Origin of the sequence: Arthrobacter sp. NPDC097144, from assembly GCF_044762205.1 — a bacterium.
In the GTDB taxonomy this organism is placed as follows: Bacteria; Actinomycetota; Actinomycetes; order Actinomycetales; family Micrococcaceae; genus Arthrobacter_B.
The window spans coordinates 26,992-43,784 of the sequence record NZ_JBIWDW010000002.1 but is presented as its reverse complement, the minus strand read 5'-3'; the positions used below and the strand labels follow the sequence as shown (position 1 = coordinate 43,784).

Genomic DNA, 16,793 nt, shown 5'->3' with positions numbered 1-16,793 from the left:
CGGGTCCTAGGAACCGGCCGCGGCGTCGTCGTCATCTGCGGCCTGTGCCGGCTCGGCGAACCACAGCGTGGTTTCCCCGTACTTGCGTTCGCTGAAGCGTTCCATTCCGGCCGGCCAGGCGGGTTCGGGTGAGCGGGTGGAGCGTTCCAGCACGACGACGGCGCCCTCGGCCAGGTGCGGCGGCAGCGCCCGGAGCACGGAGTTCAGGTCCTCCTCGTCCAGGTCATAGGGCGGATCCATAAACACCACGTCCCAGGTGACGTCCGCGGGCACGCGCAGCAGGTAGGTGTCGGCCTTGGCACGGTGCACGCTGACTACGGTGCGGCCGGCGGCGTCATTGATCAGCTTGGCGTTCTGCTTGCAGGTGCCGGCGGCTTTGTCCGCCAGTTCTACCAGGTCCACCGAAACGGCTCCTCGGCTGGCGCTTTCCACGCCCAGGGCGCCGGATCCGGCAAAGAGGTCCAGCACGCGGGCCCCTGCCAGCACGTCGTAGGACTCCAGCCGGGAGAAGAGGGCTTCCTTCACGCGGTCCGTGGTGGGGCGGGTTCCTGTTCCGGGAACACTGGTCAGGGAGGTTCCGCCGGCGGTTCCGGCAATGATGCGGCTCATGCCTTCACTTTATCGGGGTTTGGATGAGCACCCGGACGGCCGGGGCGGGCCGGGTCAGCCACGGTCCAGGAACGCTTCCTTTTCAGGATTCAGATAATCCTCAATCGCCTCGTTCAGGGCCGGATACCGGCTCAGTTCCGGATCCTCCTGCACCAGGGCAGTGGCGGCAGCGCGCGCCTTCTCGATCAGCGGCTCGTCCTGAATGGCCCGCAGCAGCTTCAGTGTGGAGCGGCCGCCGGACTGCGAGGCACCCAGGATGTCCCCTTCACGGCGCAGCTCAAGGTCGCGCCGGGACAGTTCAAAGCCGTCGGTGGTTACCGCCACGGCTTCCAGGCGTTCCCGGCTGGGGTGCCCGGGCTCCAGTTTCGTGACCAGCAGGCAGGTGCCGGGCAGCCCTCCGCGGCCCACCCGGCCGCGCAGCTGGTGCAGCTGGGAAATTCCGAACCGGTCCGCATCCATGATCACCATGAGCGTGGCGTTGTGCACGTCCACGCCCACTTCAATGACCGTGGTGGACACCAGCAGGTCGATGTCTCCGCGGGTGAACGCGGCCATGGTCTCGGTCTTTTCCACCGGATCCAGCCGCCCGTGCAGGACCCCGATCCGCACTCCTGCGAGCGCGGGTACTTCGGAGAGCTGCTGGTGCATGTCGGTCACGGAGGCCAGGTTCGGTTTGCCGCTCGTTCCCTCCGGCGGGGGCCCGTAGTCGAGCAGGGTCAGGTCAGCGCCCGGTTCCTCGTCTTTGTCCCCGATCTTGGGGCAGACCACGTATACCTGCCGGCCGGCGTCGATCTCCTCGCGGGCACGTTGCCAGATCCGCGGCCCCCAGGCGGGGTTTTCCGCCAGCGGCGCCATGAAGGTGGAGATGGGTGCGCGTCCGGCGGGCAGCTCGGTCAGTGTGGACACGTTGAGGTCCCCGAACACGGTCATGGCCACGGTGCGGGGAATGGGGGTTGCGGTCATGACCAGCAGGTGCGGAGTGCTGCGGCCCTTGGTGCGCAGCACATCCCGCTGTTCGACGCCGAACCGGTGCTGTTCGTCCACGACGACGAGCCCCAGGTCTGCGAACTGCACATGTTCCGAAAGCAGTGCGTGGGTTCCGATGACGATACCAGCGGCACCGCTCGCGGCATCCAGCAGGGCGGCACGGCGTCCGCCGGTGTCCATGGAACCGGTCAGCAGCGTAACCCGGGTGGCGTCGTCGTCGCTCCCCAGCCGGCCGCCCTGTCCCAGCGGGCCCAGCGTCTTGGTGATCGATTCATAGTGCTGGGCGGCCAGGACCTCGGTGGGTGCCAGCAGCGCGGCCTGCCCGCCGGCGTCGATCACCTGGAGCATCGCACGCAGGGCCACCAGGGTTTTCCCCGAGCCCACCTCCCCCTGCAGCAGCCGGTTCATGGGATGCGGCTGTGCCAGGTCAACGGCCAGTTCGCGGCCGACGTCGAACTGGCCGTTGGTGAGCGTGAACGGCAGGGAGGCATCGAATTTGTCCAGCAGCCCGCCGGGCCGGGGCGGGCGGGCCGTGGCGTCTTCCTGTGCGGCGGCGCTGCGCCGGCGGGCCAGCGCCGTCTGCAGGACCAGGGCCTCCTGGTAGCGGAACCGGTGGCGGGCCTTGTAGGCCTCGCCGATCTCGGCCGGTCGGTGGATTTTCTCGTATGCCTCCACCAGTCCGATGAGGTGTTCCGCGTCCCGGACCGGCTCGGGGATGGGATCGCTGAGCCGCTCGGTCTCCATGGTGTCCAGCAGCAGGTCCACGGCTTTCTTGATGTCCCAGCTGTTGAGCTTGGCCGTGGCGGGGTAGACGGGGATGGGGCGCTTGGCCATTTCCTCGTCATCGGCCTCTTCATTGAGCACCACATAGTTGGGGTTGGTCAGCGTCAGCTGCTTCTTGTAGACGCCTACCTTGCCCGAAAACATGGCGCGGGTGCCTACTGTGAGTTCCTTCTGCGCGTTCCAGCCGTTGAAGAACGTCAGGTGCAGCTGGCCCAGCGCTCCGGAGGCGTCATCGGTGACCACCACTTCCAGCAGCGTGCCCTTGCGGGTCTGCATCCGCCGGGCATTGGCGCTCTGGACGCGGGCAATGAGGGTGACGTCCTCATCGAAAGGGATTTCCGCGATGGGCGTCAGCTCACCGCGTTCCAGGTAGCGGCGCGGGAAGTGGTGCAGCAGGTCGCCCACGGTTTTCAGGCCCAGCTGCTTCTCAAGCTTGGTGGCGGAGGGCTTGCCGATGCGCCGTTCGAGCGGGAAATCCAGTTCCGGGGGAACGTTAGACTTCATGGGCCTCGTGGATTTCGCTGTCCTCGATGATTTCCTTGGTTTCATGACCGTCCGCGGAAAGCTCCGTGATGGTCAGGTTGGTGGGCTCGCCAACGGTGCGCAGGAGGTCGATGGCGCTGCCGGCGTCGGGCGTGTGCACGTGCACCCGCCAGCGGTAGCCGTCTCCCACAGCGTCCACGGCGCTCATGATCACCGAGTCTCCGAGCTCGTCCAGCTGCAGGCGCAGTGTTGCCGCATCCAGCGGGCTGAGGTTGATGGTGCACATCACCTCCACACCCTCCATGCGGGGCATTCCACTGTGGATGTGCGGTGCCTGAACGTCATAGCCGTGCAGGCCGTCCAGCAGCTCTTCCTGCAGTTCCTCACCGAGGGACGCCGCGCGCAGGGCGTCCAGCACCAGCAGGAAGCCCACTCCCCCGGCATCCACCACCCTGGCCTGGGTGAGGGCATCCAGCTGCAGTTCGGTGTGCACGACGGCGGCGAGGGCAGCGTCCATGACGCCGCGCAGAGCGGCTGCCAGGCCGGCGTTGCTGTCATCGCCTGTCTTGGCGGCCTCAGCGTCGATGGCGGCGCCGGCCGCTTCCTCCAGCACCGAGAGCATGGTTCCGGGAACGGGATCGCTCAGGACGGACCAGGAGCGCAGCTGGGCCCGGTGCAGCGCGGATGCCAGGAGGGGTGCCGAGAGGCGGGTGCTGCCCTGCAGCGGCTCAGCCATAGCGGTGAGGAACACGGACAGCAGCGTGCCCGAGTTGCCCTTGGCGTTTTCCATGGCCGCCCGGCCGGCAATTCCCAGCAGCTCCCCGATGTCCGTGGTGTCGACGTCGGCAACGGCACGGGAAGCGGCGCACAGCGTGAGATAGAGGTTGGTGCCGGTATCACCGTCGGCCACCGGGAAGATGTTGATCGCGTTGAGCCGGTCACTGTGATTGCCCAGGGAGACTTCGGCTTTGCTCAACCATCGCTTCAGCGCCTGTGCGTTCGCGGTGATTTTGGTCTGCAAAGTGATCCCTTTTCCATGCTGCGCTCCTGCTCCGGACAGGAGGCGTCATTGCCGTCGTGCCGGTTTGGTCAGTAGGAAGCCTACCGCAGGAGCCTGAACGGCGCCGATAACAATTTGCACAAATATGGCAGGGTTGAAGGATGGCCACCAAGCGGTACGCGGACATTCCCGCAGCGAGACACCTGAGGGATCCGGCTCCCGAACCGGAACGAAACGCCCGCCGCACCGCCGAAACTGAGACACTATGGGTCCCCCCGGGCCGAAACATCCGCCCCGGGGAGGAAAAGGCCTACCGGAAGCAGCGCGCGGTCGCCATGCTGCTGACCTCGGTGGTGGGTCTGTCGGTTCCCGCGCTGATAACACTGCTGGTTCTCTTCGGCTGAGCATTGGCGGAACGTCTACTGGAATTACCCTAAAATTACTTTCCTATTTCCAAAAAGTTCGCTTCAGCTAGACTGATCCGAGTTATCGGGCTGTTGTCAAGCTAAGCGGGGATTTTATGCCAGTCGTCATGCCTATTTACGGCACTCGGCCAGAAGCCATCAAAATGGCACCGATCGTGGCTGCCCTGAAGGAATCCAACGCCCTTGACTGCTTCGTGACGGTGACCGGCCAGCACCGCTCAATGCTGGACCAGGTCAACAACCTTTTTGGTATTGAGCCGGACTATGACCTGAACATCTTTGAGCCGGGCCAGTCCCTCAACGGCATCCTGGCCCGAACCATCGACGGGCTGGACAAACTCTTTAACGTCAACCGCCCGGATGCCGTCATTGTCCAGGGAGACACCACTACGTCCACCGCTGCGGCAATGGCTGCCTTCTATCACGGAATACCCGTGGTGCATCTGGAGGCCGGCCTGCGCAGCGGCAATCCCCTCTCGCCCTTCCCGGAGGAAGGCAACCGCAAAATCACCTCGCAGATCGCTTCCTTGCATCTGGCACCCACGGAGGGCAGCCGCCAGAACCTGCTGGCCGCGAACATATTGCCGGAAGACATCGTGGTGACGGGAAACACCGTCATTGATGCACTCCTGGCCACCGTGGAAAAGAACGTCCCCTTTGCCGATCCCGAGCTGGAGAAGCTGTCAGCTTCCGGCCGTCGGGTTTTGCTCGTGACCACGCACCGCCGCGAAAACCAGGGCGAAGGAATGCGGGGCATCGGCCGCGCTTTGGCCCGTATTGCCCGGGCAGAGCCGGACCTCACTATCGTCCTGCCGGTCCACAGCAATCCCGTGGTCCGTCGCGCAGTGTTGCCCTATCTGGAGGAGCTGGGCAACGTCCTGGTCACCGAGCCGCTGGAGTACGGCGAGTTCACCCGCCTCCTGTCCCTGGCGCACATTGTCCTCACTGATTCCGGCGGGGTTCAGGAAGAGGCTCCCAGCCTGGGAGTACCCGTGCTGGTGATGCGGGAAAACACCGAACGGCCCGAGGCTGTTGAGGCCGGCGTCGTGAAGCTCATCGGAGTCGATGAGGACCGCATCGTCCGCGAAGTGGACCGGTTGCTGCACGACCGGGAGCTTTACAGCTCCATGTCCGAGGCCATGAATCCCTACGGGGACGGGTCTGCTGCTGAACGAAGTGTACTAGCGGTTACAACACTTCTTCATGCTCATAACAAACGTATTGCACAGTCACGGTAGGCTTTGCGAAAGATGTCGTAGTCTAATAACGCCGTTATGGTGCTACCAATTTGTGGGTCTCCATTGGACATCAGGCGTTACACATCCATGACCCGAACAGATGGAGCAAAATGCCCTTGTTTGATTTATCCGCTCTCGTCCGTGCGAATAAAACCGGCCGGATAGCCGTCTTTGTAGCGGGCGACCACAACATATTTTTTCCTGCAGTGGTTGCACTCGACAGTATACAAAAACACAATAGCAAGCATCCTTTTGACTATTACATGTCATTTTCTTCTGAGCATCTGACCGACCGCATGAAGCAGATCATGGCTGCTCGCGATATTACGTTCTTAGACGTGGATGAATTCAACAAGTACGGCTCTGTTTCTGGTCTTTCAGCTATGCATGAAAAGCGCTGGCCTGAGGAGATTTTTTACAACTGGATTGCTCCCCTGTACTTCGCAGCACAAGGTTACGAGTATGCATTGAAAGTCGATTACGACATTTTATGCCTGGCTGAATACGAACTTCCACGACTAACAAATCCCGCGAGCACCTTTACAGGCCTAACCTGGGACCTGAACCTGATAAAGGAAGGCCTCACAAAAGACCACCTAGATGCTCTCAAAATCCCGGACTTCACCGCAGAAAAGGTCCCTTATTTTAACGCGGGATTTGTTGCCATCAATCTCAAGCGGTACGTCGACCAGGACACATACAACCAATTCAAGGAAATCTATGCCTTGATTCAGTCGCAAGAAAATGCGGTGAACATGGCTGAGCAGGTGGCCCTGTCTATTGCCGCGTACCTTGATCCCAGCCCAGTCGGCCGGCTAGATGAAACTTATAACACGAGAATAACCGGTCTTCCACGACTATCGCCCGACAAGCAGCCGGTCATCAGAAACATTCACTACATTACGCAAAATAAACCTTGGCGGACTGTAGATTTTCGGTACCTCGAAGGATATACAAAATCCGATAAGACCTGTTTATACATGTATCGAAACGCTTGGTTGAAATATGCCGCTGAAATAGATGGCTTCTCCGAATTTGTTGAAGTATCACCCCCCAGCGAACTTGAAACAATTGGAATGTATTCACAAATTTTCGCAAGTCACTATCGCTTGGCAAAAAACAACCGATAAAACCCGGTTAGATCATGCCCGAGAACGTACAGGGATGCACCAAGCTGCAGCCAACAGCCAGGGAATGGAGGCTACGACGATCCGGGACAAGTGAGTGTTCGTCCCGTCTCCACCCGCTCGCGTTGGTCAGGCATCTCCCCAAGACAACAACTCGATCTGCTGTGTATTTCCACAAGGTCCTGATCACCTTGAATACTTCACATACACATGAAAAACGACCGAAAAAGATGATCTCAGGTAGAACCAATGCTGAGCCGAAGGATCGATCCGCGAACCATCGATTATGGTAACCAGCGGTGAAGTACAACTACCGCTCGTAGAATAAGATGTTCTGCTTGGAGGTTCGTGGCCAAGGGAGCATCCGACTAGATTCTTGACGCCTTTTCTGCCGCAAGCAACTTATCTGCCTCAGCCCTTTTGAGTAAAGGAAAGGCCTCCGCGTCAGACGAATTTTCCTTCAACCAAGCGCGCGCCTCAGCTTCCGTCCCGAACGTTACGATCGCAGGTTCTCCCGCGATGTCAGAGACTACGGCATAAGGCCTCGCGGGCTCCTCGGCAGCAGTAGTCGCCCAGTAATCGGACTTCGTGATGGAACTTGCATCAGGTTTGTAATAGGGACGGGAGAGGGATAAGTGGGGCCTTTCCCAGGCTACGTCTCGCCGTATGACTCGTGCTGGGACGCCGGCCGCAACACAATTATTAGGGACCGCACCAGAGACAAGCGATCCAAAGCCTATGACGCTCCCGCTACCCACTCGTGCACCACCCAATAACACCGCCCGCTTAGCCAGCCACACATGGTTTCCGACGATGATATTCTCTGAATGATTTACTCGCTTTTCGGAGTGCACATCGAATATCGCGTGACCGTCGTCGGCTCGAAGCTCGTTTTCACTGGCAAGCATCACGTCATCGCCAACAATGACTGACGTGCCTTCCACAGCCGAGATAACGCAGGTGTTGGTGGTTGTCACGTTTTCGCCCAGGCGGACTTCTGAATCCTGACCGATCCTTATCCATCCAGAAAACCGCCCAAATCGACTGTTTCCCATACTCATTGTGCCGTTGTCGCAATCAAAAACGACGGTCAGCTTATCTATGCGTACGTTCTGAGCAACGGTGAGAGTGTTCCCTGCCCCGGAGAATTCAATCCGGACTCCTAGAATATCAGGACCGTCATAAGCAATTCGATTATTATTGTCATCTTTGTAAGCAGATAGGACGTTTAGCACAACCATGTTCCAACTATAATCGAGGTCCACCGTTCAGCCTATTTAAACCTTCCAGGGACCCTTTGAAGACGACCTGCATACTTCATGCTGTCTGTTCAGCAGAGACCTCACCCGTTGCCGGGGCGGGAAGCGAGTTAAGTATCCGCTGGGCCGCCTTGCCATCATCCAATGCAGCGTACGTTGCAACAAAGGCTGAATACTTTACGCGATACTCAGACTTTACTGAGTCCAGCCGTCTGATCGCATCAATTACTTCCGACGTTGACGAGAGTATCGGACCGGGAGCCACATCGCGGAAGTTGAAGTAGAAACCGCGGGTTTCGTTCTCATACTGGTCAATGTCAGGTGCGAGGAATATTATCGGTTTCTTTGTTCCACAATAGTCAAACATGGAGGATGAATAATCCGTGATCATTAGATCAGCAGCCAGATACAGATCGGCAATTTCAGGATAGGCAGTAACATCGATGTAAGTTGATCGCTCTGCTGTTTTACGTTGACCGGCGACATTATGGTGGCCTCTGGACAAGATCCTGTAATCAGATCCGAGGGCGTCAGCAATTTCCTCATAATCAAGGTAATTTACTACGTCAAACTTATTTTGGGTGTTGCGGACATTATCACGCCATGTAGGCGTATAAAGAATAACAAAAGTATCATCGTTCAACCCAAGTGCGCTTCTAACTTTAGAGCGACGATCAAAGGACTCTGCATCGTGTAGGACGTCGTTCCGCGGGTAACCCTCCGTTACAGTGTTGCCATGATATCCAAAGGCTCTTGGCAATGTCTCTCCAGCGAATTTATTTTGGGCAATCAGTACGTCCCAGAATTTCGCTTCGCGCTCCATAAGTCGCCGGTAAGAAGCACTCAGATTGGCCAGGGGGGTATGATTGCCGATTTTCTTTAGCGGCGTTCCATGCCACGTTTGGACATAGATCTGCCCTTCCCGCTTACGGAAATAATGGGGAAAGTTGTTGTTATTTACCAGTGTTCCCGCAGTATTGAGGACCCGATACCATTCGGCGCTGTAAATTAAAACGCCTGTACATCCTTCAGGCACGCGCACTGAATAATCTGCGATAGTCCAATAACGTTTCAGACCAGGTCGGGTACGGCCAAGTTCGTCTGAAATAGCGCGGACGCTATCAGTTACGGATTTTCCTCCGAAGCTCTCGAAAAGAACAGCTTCAGTATCTATCGGAGCACTGTCTCTAAGATGCTTAGTACGAAGCTGCTGCTGGGCGAAAGGACCACGTTCCCCGAGCCGATACGGTGCCAGAACCTTCACAACGAAACTACGTTCACGGTCCTCGGCGGAAAATACTACCCTCAACCGATCCGTGAGGTGCTCAGCTGGAACGCGTTGCGCAAGAGCTCCTACAGCTCTAACGCCGTGTCGACGAACCGTTCCGTCTTCATCGATGGTCCGGGAATATAGCTTGTAATGCCCGGGCTCCGGCGTCACATCGCCGTATCCCCATCTATCCGAGAAAAGGGGAAATATTGCTGTAAAGACCTCGGACCCCGGGGTAAAGCTGACCTTCTGTGGCGCGATATAGCTTCGCGGTGTGGCCAATATAAGGTCGAGCATCATCTCATTGCCGGCTTTGAGGTAAGCGGACGTCCCGGTGACGACGATGGCGTTACTGTCATGATCCACCGTGCAATCGGAAGCCGTGACTCTCCACGATCGGACATTGATACGAAGGTATCCATAGCCCGTCGGCGAGACACTCAGTGCTTCCCCAGCGGGGGGAAGACCAGATGGATCGATGCTTGCGCCTGGCCACCCAACAAAATGCGGTTTTCCGTTACCCGACTGGCCGTAAACATCCCAGGTGACCTCGCGCCCACTAGGGGGAACTGGGAGTTCAACGGCAAATGTGCGGCCGTCCGGGGAGACGGTTACGGATGAAGACAATTCATCTTCTCCGCTTTTCATATAGATGGTCTTCGGCACGTCGTTAGGGGAACCTTCAAAGCGGATTTTCACCGTCCTGCCACTGACAGACACCCCGCTCGCCATGGACCCGTACCTTATGACGCGAAAACGAAGACCGCGGGTGCGATCAATTTGTGCAACTACGCGGCTTCGTTTGCTGGCCTTCCCCGTCGGCAGCTGGAACGGGAGCTTCTCGCCGTCTCGGACCCGAATAACGTCCGTTTCAGTGATACCTGCTGAGTCCACTGTTACTAGCAGATTCCATTCCTGCCCATTTGGCGTTGCCTTACCGGCAGTACTGAGCAGGTCACTGGTTTTAATACTGGTGCTAAAGACGCACTCTGCGTAGCTGTTCCAGCGATCACCGCTCACCTGGTCGATCCACGGGTCAGGGCTAACCGAAGCCGGCACTGTAAGACGCTCACCAGTTGTGGTGTTGAGAAGCTCCAGATGAGTCTTATATGGGTGCTCGGAAGCGTCAAGTCCCTGGATGTATGCGGCACCGCGTACTTCAACGGTATCGGCATCTATCCAAGAAATACTCAACAGACGAGTTTTCAGATGTGTATCGACTGGACCAAATTGTAGGAGATGCGAAGGCAGCGGCGGTGTTAGGTCTCTGACATAAACCGGCTCTGCGTAAAGCATTCCGTTTACGGCACGTACGGGGAAGGTCCGACCGTTGTCCCGAAAGCTGACAAGGACATTCTCCAAATCGCTGCGGCGGTCCTGCGACACTAGACTAGCCACCACACGATCTGCGACGGGCAGAAGGGCAAAAACTTCCGGTTCAGCCATAGCATATAGCTGGCTCACTGATGATTGAAGGACGTCCCAATACGCATCAGTGGCCTGAGGAACTTGATCAATATACAGCCGCAGATCTTCGCCAAGCGACTTTACATACCATGCCCTCTTGGTTTCCGCTTTGGCCTCGGACTCAACCAACTCTGTGACAATCAGAGCGGCTCTCATCCGGTCGATAAGATCGCTGAGGTCGCCCTTTTGCTGGGTTATGGACGAATTATCCTCTCGAATTCTCCATGTGTATACCGCTTTTTGCAGGACATCGAATGACGCAGCACGAAGGAATGCGCGGACAATAGTTTCCTGGTCTTCATATAAGACACCTTCCGGAATTGAACCAACAGCTCGACTCCAGAATTCGCGTACAAAGACCTTGTTCCATAAGAATACATCTCTCAAAATCTCGGGAAAATCGTCTACAGTGATTCCGATCCGATCTTCACCGTGTATCTCAGACATCATCTGAGGCAGCCATTTTTTGCTGCCCTTCTGGCGATAGAACGCTCCAACGGCAAAGTCCGAGCCGGAGGACGTCAGCTGGTTGATCAGCGTTGTATACGCCCCGGGTTCGACGATGTCGTCCGAGTCAACAAATGTGAGGTACTTACCCTTGGCGGCCTGGATTCCGACATTGCGAGCTGTACCATTCCCGGAGTGGTCCACCCGCAACATGCGAACGCGCTTGTGGCGGGACATATATGCTTCAACTACAAGGTCCGAGCCGTCCGTAGAGCCATCGTCAACTACGATTACTTCCAGATTTTTATAGTCTTGGCTCAGAATGCTCTCCAAGCACTTCTCAATATATTTCCGGACATTATAAACCGGAACAATGACACTGAGTAGCGAGGTTTCCGGAGAGGAACCGGCAGACGATGATACCGGTTTGATGTGGCTGTGTATAAGAGGACGGACATTTGCCTGCAAGCCCTTTGGCAGTGCGTTCCAGCTGCGGCGCATCGCCCGGTCAATCGACTTCTTTACTTGCGGCATTCCATCCTCGCGTCTTTCTTTTGCTATCGTCTTATAGATTTAGCTGGACCAGTGCAGGCATGATTCAGCACTCTAGTGCGCTAAATGAGCTCGACTAAGATTCAGCTGCTCATTAGCCCTTGCTAGATCTGCGGCGAAATCGACCTCAACGGCGTAAAATTGACTGATGTCCACCGGGAGATATTTCACGGCGTCTTTTTGGATCGCAAGCATTATGCCGCCTTCAAAATACTCTTGATCATCAACCTCGTCGAGCCTTCGAATCAGTTTTTCTTTATCTTGGGATGAAATATAGTTGATTCCTACGGCTTCACCGAGACCGTCAACCACACTTTTGGAAAGCTGATTTATATATCCGTCGGGGTCTATGGTGTATTTCACTTCCTCATCTGAAACAGCGGAAGTATCAACAGCGACGAAGGAAATATCGTCCAGCAGGTAAGGCCTCAGGCACTCGAACATGGCCGGGTCGAACACCACGTCTCCATTCATCCAGAGCACTCCTCCGTCAGCAGAATTCCGGAGAGCTTTGAGCAGGCTCTTGGATGTGTTGGTCTGGTCGAAGGCTTCGTTATAGACGAACGAAGCATCAGGTACATGTTCCATGATCTGCTCGAGCTTGTACCCGACCACGATTGTCAGACGCAAATCATCAGAAAACGCGGACTGAAGGTTGTCGACCTGTTGCGTCATGATCGTGCGTCCGTCGTCCAGAGGCGTCAGAGCCTTCGGATGGGGCCTGGCGAGCCTTGTACCCATACCTGCGGCAAGGATTACGGCTTGTACGGTCATCTGGTTTTCCTATCCATCAATGAATTGAAACGAGGGGAACCTACTACCAGCCAATATGTAGCTCAGGACACCTGGGCGCCACTACGGAACACACAGAATAGACCCCATGCGACACCTTACCGCCGGATGAACAAAAGGTGAATTCACCGCGCGTCCTCCCCGTGGATTCCCTGAGTGCATCATTTGCGGAGGCCCGAGTCTCCGCATTTTCCTTCCACAGGTGGAGTATCGTGTTGGATTTCGAGCAATCCCGGCAATGTTGAATGTGGATAGAGTAGTTTTCACTTTCCCCCGGTTTGAACCGCCGCGCCGCTCTTTGCGTTGCGGCTGTCTGTCCTGTGCGGCGGCTCGTCCAGGGGCCGTTGCCGGTCCCATGGACGTCCCAGATTCTCCACCGCCGCGGTGATCCGCTCACATGAACGCGAATCCCAGAAAGGAAAGGTGTCCCGCACCCGTGCCTCGTACATCTCCCCGCGCACCAGCCCCCCATTGATGATCCGCTGCAGCTCCCTGATCGTTTCGTCCACATCGGAGGTTACCGGGCCAAACCCGTCCCGGGCATAGTCGAAATACCCCTTGCGGTACACATGCTTCCCCCGGAAAATTTCGTCCCCGTCAAACTGCAGGTAGATAAGGTTGCTCCCCGCATACGCGGCATCAAAAGCAATGGAGGAATGATCGGTGATCAGGGTGTGTGCTTTGGTCAGTTCTGCCTGGACGCTCACGTCCCGGTACCGCGCCGGCCGCACAAACTCGGGCAGGTCCAGATACGGGACCACGAATTCGAACTCGGGATGGGGCATGAAGACCACGTCCACCCCCTGATTGACGCACAATTCCTTCAACTCCGCGGACCGTAGCAATGTCATCCAGGTTCCGCCAAAGTCTGTCGCTTCAAAGGCCCGGGCTGCCTCTTCCGGGGTAGCGCAGACTCCAATGAGTTTCTTGACGTACTGCCGCCAGGTGGGTGCGATCAGGACCTGGCGGCGTTCCGTCACCGGCGAGGCTAGTGCTGCTGTGCGCAGGGCGTCATACCGCGGCAGCCCCACGAGCTTGGCCTGATGGCTCGACAGCCGGTACACGCTGTTGTCGCCCGCAATCGATTCATGCTCGCCGCGGGTGGTCGTGACCATTGCCGCGATGTCCTTGCCGTTGATCCACCGGGACATGTCGTCCTTGATGACGCCGTGCTGGAGGTAGATAAATTTGGCGTCGCCGCTGCCATAGCGTTTCCGGCTGACCGGGTATTCGACGTTCCAGTTGGCGTGGGAGGAGAGTTTATAGGCGGCGTTCAGCACCAGGAGCACCGATTCATCCGAGCCGTAGGGAACCAGTTTGAAACCGTCACCCCGCAGCCGGTGCCAGTCCTCGCAGTCCTGTTCGATGACAAAGAAGGCGTTGATGTCCGGCCGGTGCTTCACGAGGTAGCGGTAGAGGTGCTCCGCATTGTCGTCGGCCCGGTCTATCCGGTCCATCAGCAGCCAGGCATCCTTGTACCGCGAGCGCACCGGTTCGGAGGCAGCCGAAGCGATCAGCGCCTGGTCTGCGGCTGCCCGCTTCCTTGCTTCTGCGGCTTTGCGCTTCCGGTTCAGCACCCGGCGCACTGCTGCTGCCAGGGTGCGGGAGCGGGGCTGTCCGGACAGGATCTGCCGGGCCGTCAGCCCCGTGCGGGCCCGCGCCAGCCTCCGGGAAACTCCTGTTCGGGCGGCTCTCCGAGCCAAGTGCCCCTGAGCGGGTCCTGCGGACAGTTCAAGATAGGCAGCTGGCAAGGGCCTGCGGCCTGGCTGCAGTGGCACCCTCCTGTCAGTGGTGGGTACCGCCGTAACGCCGTCCATTATGATCTCGGTGCTGCCCCCCGCAGGAAGAACAAGGATGCGCTCGCGGATCAAGATTCTTCCCAGTACCCGGTGTTCCATGACCTTGGCGGCCACCGGCGTCCGGGAAACACCGTCCACTATGTACTCTTCCTGCGGGACGTCGCCCTGGAAAAGGTAGTGATACGTGGTGACCTGCTGCACCGGATCGGTTTTGCCCTGCACTACAAGCGGATTGGCGTATTGGAGACCCTTGTAGTGGGTGCGGAGAATGTTGTGGAACAGCCATCCCTGGCTGACCACGCTGAACGTATTGACGACGTCCTTGTCGATCAGGGAGATGATGCGTTCCAGCAGTTCGTGCATGGCGGCCTGCTGCTCGGGGGTGGCTGAACCCGTGTCGCTGTGCATGCGTTTGTCATCAATGTAGAGCCACACCAGGTCGTAGAGGACCATGTACTGCGCCCACTGGGGAACCCTTCCTGCGCTGGAGCGGATGGCTTCGAGCATTCCCAGCCAGCCGTACTGCGGCAGGTCGCTGTACGCGCGGGGATCTCCCCACGTCCCCTGCACCAGGGACGCTGCACCGGTGCGCTGGCGGCGGTAGTAATAGGTGGCTGAGGCAATGATGCCGACCACCGGCTTTTCCGCCACGGCAAGGTAGCGCCCAATGAGGTTGGCGTCCTCGAACTTGGGACGGATCCGCTCGTCAAAACGAAGGCGGTGCCTCTCCAAGACATCTCTGCGCAGGAAGGTAGTGGGCCCGTGCATGTGGAAATACTCCGGGTTCGCATCGAGGTCAACCAGCAGGTCACCCTGACGGAACTTCCGGTTCAGCGGATGCCCCTGTGAGGTCCGCAGGGAAGCGTCATTGAATTGCACAAGGCGGCCCGTGAGCATTTGCGCCGATTGCTGGGTGTCGCGGTTTAGGAACGCCGCGATCCGCTCAAAATAGCGCGGATTGAAGGCGTCATCGGGATCGCAGAACGTCACCCAGTCGTTCCGGACCTGGTCCAGCCCCACGTTGCGGGCCGACGCTGGTCCGCCGTTGTCCTTGCGGACCAGACGGACGTTGGATCGGCCGCGAGCCCATTCGGACACCACGTGCGCAGATTCGTCCGTGGACCCGTCATCGATGACGACGATGTCCAGGTCTCCCACCGGGTAGGTCTGGGCGTCCAAGGATTTGAGGAAAGTGGGAACATAGTCGGCCACGTTGTACAGCGCCACTATGAGGGAAAACTGGCCCTTAGCCACGTTGGCCTCCTGTTGTGATCGTTAGTTGCTCAGCTGGCCTCAAAGGGTCCGCCATACATCTCAGCAACCCCAGACCCTGCAGGATAAAAGGCAGTTGAATACTCGGTCAGCGCAGCGGAATATATTGGACATCTCGAGGGAATATTTGGCCCGTGCGTCACCAGCTGCACGCAGGTCATTCACCTCAAGTTTTTTGTCACATCCTGCAAACCATACTCCTTCGTACTCCGCTTGGGCCCATTCGTGATCGGACCACATAGCTTCCGTGGGGTCGGCCATAAGCGTCGTACCCCTTTACCTCCCTGCGGCAACCTTTGGTCCCCATACTGTGACGCTTCGTATCCTTTAGACCACCGCGGCTGCCTGCAGGGCAGGGAGAGCCAGGAACATGCACTGCACCTTAAGGACGGAGATTTTCAAAGTCTTTGTATGTGAGCACCTTGGACGGAACGTAGGGCGCAATAGTACCTGATTGCACCCGGTCAGCGAGTTTATCGCAGAAATATTCTGGATTTTTGAGGTCGAGATCGGATAACGACTCCGGAGAATACTGCCACCACTGCAGTTCTTGCAGCTTGGCAATTACGGCATGTGAGAATCGATCCTTGATTCTACGAGCGGGAACTCCACCCACCACGGTGAAGGGTGGAACACTTTTCGTTACAACTGCGTTTGCCGCGATAACTGCACCATCTCCGATGGTCACACCATGGGCAAGCGTCACGTTCTCGCCGATCCATACATCGTTGCCTATAACGATCCCGTCAACACTTTCGTCAAAGGGATCAAAGTGTGTCGTAGTCCCGATGTCGGCTTGGTAGGTCTTCATCAGGGGGCCGTTTTTATAGAACATTGGGCTCGTTGAAACCCTTTCCAACGGATGCTTATTGCCCATTACCCGTACACCGAGTGCCATTGAGGTATAACGCCCGATACGGACAGAAGGATGCATACGGCTCAGAACGTAGGAGAAGGAACCCATCGTTACCAACGAGGTGGCACTGCCGGCCCAGTAGGTCGTGTATGGCTCCAAGACGATGTCTGGCTGGATGTCCACCATCGCGTCGTCCCTATAGCTACTTCCGCTCGCCTCGATCGAGTACGCACCTGGACCCATTACAAATATACGGTTTTCAATCAACGTCGGACGAAGCTGTTTCATCGCTATTCTCATAGCCATAGCGTACTGAAAATAGGATGTACGAATTACAGTCCTAGCCGTTTAGTAAACCGGGTGCCCTCCACGTCTCAAATTGCAAATCACTATATACATGGTTCTAGGGCAAACCACCAGCGACCCT

The 16,793-nt window shown here is 57.5% G+C and carries 11 protein-coding genes; 3 read left to right on the top strand and 8 right to left on the bottom strand.

The window, feature by feature from the left end:
* Window positions 1-6 precede the first annotated feature (6 nt).
* From rsmD to ACIQXM_RS03775, 3 genes are read right to left on the bottom strand one after another with little or no spacing between them, the layout of a single operon-like run.
* Window positions 7-609 carry a 16S rRNA (guanine(966)-N(2))-methyltransferase RsmD gene (gene rsmD / locus ACIQXM_RS03785; RefSeq protein WP_400927867.1) on the bottom strand — a complete coding sequence of 201 codons (603 nt, stop codon included), beginning with the start codon at window positions 607-609 and terminating at the stop codon, window positions 7-9.
* 54 nt (window positions 610-663) lie between these two features.
* Window positions 664-2,883: an ATP-dependent DNA helicase RecG gene (locus ACIQXM_RS03780; protein WP_400927864.1), complete on the bottom strand. Its 2,220-nt coding sequence runs from the start codon at window positions 2,881-2,883 to the stop codon at window positions 664-666.
* Window positions 2,873-3,850, bottom strand: a complete 978-nt coding sequence (locus ACIQXM_RS03775) for a DAK2 domain-containing protein (RefSeq protein ID WP_400929486.1) — start codon at window positions 3,848-3,850, stop codon at window positions 2,873-2,875. Before ACIQXM_RS03775 ends, ACIQXM_RS03780 begins: the two co-directional genes overlap by 11 nt.
* A 173-nt stretch (window positions 3,851-4,023) precedes the next feature.
* Between ACIQXM_RS03775 and ACIQXM_RS03770 the strand changes: the two genes are divergently transcribed.
* From ACIQXM_RS03770 to ACIQXM_RS03760, 3 genes are all read left to right on the top strand, one after another.
* On the top strand, window positions 4,024-4,266 hold the full coding sequence (locus tag ACIQXM_RS03770; RefSeq protein ID WP_400927861.1) for a hypothetical protein: 243 nt from the start codon (window positions 4,024-4,026) through the stop codon (window positions 4,264-4,266).
* Between the two features lie 116 nt (window positions 4,267-4,382).
* Window positions 4,383-5,525 (top strand): non-hydrolyzing UDP-N-acetylglucosamine 2-epimerase, encoded by a 1,143-nt coding sequence (gene wecB / locus ACIQXM_RS03765; protein ID WP_400927858.1) that lies wholly within the window; start codon window positions 4,383-4,385, stop codon window positions 5,523-5,525.
* A 110-nt stretch (window positions 5,526-5,635) separates the two neighbouring features.
* On the top strand, window positions 5,636-6,655 hold the full coding sequence (locus ACIQXM_RS03760; protein ID WP_400927856.1) for a glycosyltransferase: 1,020 nt from the start codon (window positions 5,636-5,638) through the stop codon (window positions 6,653-6,655).
* Window positions 6,656-7,020: 365 nt separating this feature from the next.
* On the opposite strand, the gene ACIQXM_RS03755 is transcribed toward ACIQXM_RS03760, so the two are convergent.
* The 5 genes from ACIQXM_RS03755 to ACIQXM_RS03735 form a co-directional block, all read right to left on the bottom strand.
* Window positions 7,021-7,917, bottom strand: coding sequence for an acyltransferase (locus tag ACIQXM_RS03755; RefSeq protein WP_400927853.1), 897 nt, complete (start codon window positions 7,915-7,917; stop codon window positions 7,021-7,023).
* A gap of 52 nt (window positions 7,918-7,969) precedes the next feature.
* Window positions 7,970-11,629: a CDP-glycerol glycerophosphotransferase family protein gene (locus tag ACIQXM_RS03750; RefSeq protein ID WP_400927850.1), complete on the bottom strand. Its 3,660-nt coding sequence runs from the start codon at window positions 11,627-11,629 to the stop codon at window positions 7,970-7,972.
* A 72-nt stretch (window positions 11,630-11,701) separates the two neighbouring features.
* A complete protein-coding gene (locus tag ACIQXM_RS03745) occupies window positions 11,702-12,421 on the bottom strand; it encodes an NTP transferase domain-containing protein (RefSeq protein WP_400927847.1) in 720 nt (239 codons plus the stop codon).
* Window positions 12,422-12,702: 281 nt separating this feature from the next.
* Window positions 12,703-15,492 carry a glycosyltransferase gene (locus tag ACIQXM_RS03740; protein WP_400927844.1) on the bottom strand — a complete coding sequence of 930 codons (2,790 nt, stop codon included), beginning with the start codon at window positions 15,490-15,492 and terminating at the stop codon, window positions 12,703-12,705.
* Window positions 15,493-15,892: 400 nt separating this feature from the next.
* Window positions 15,893-16,654, bottom strand: a complete 762-nt coding sequence (locus ACIQXM_RS03735) for a CatB-related O-acetyltransferase (RefSeq protein ID WP_400927842.1) — start codon at window positions 16,652-16,654, stop codon at window positions 15,893-15,895.
* Window positions 16,655-16,793 lie beyond the last annotated feature (139 nt).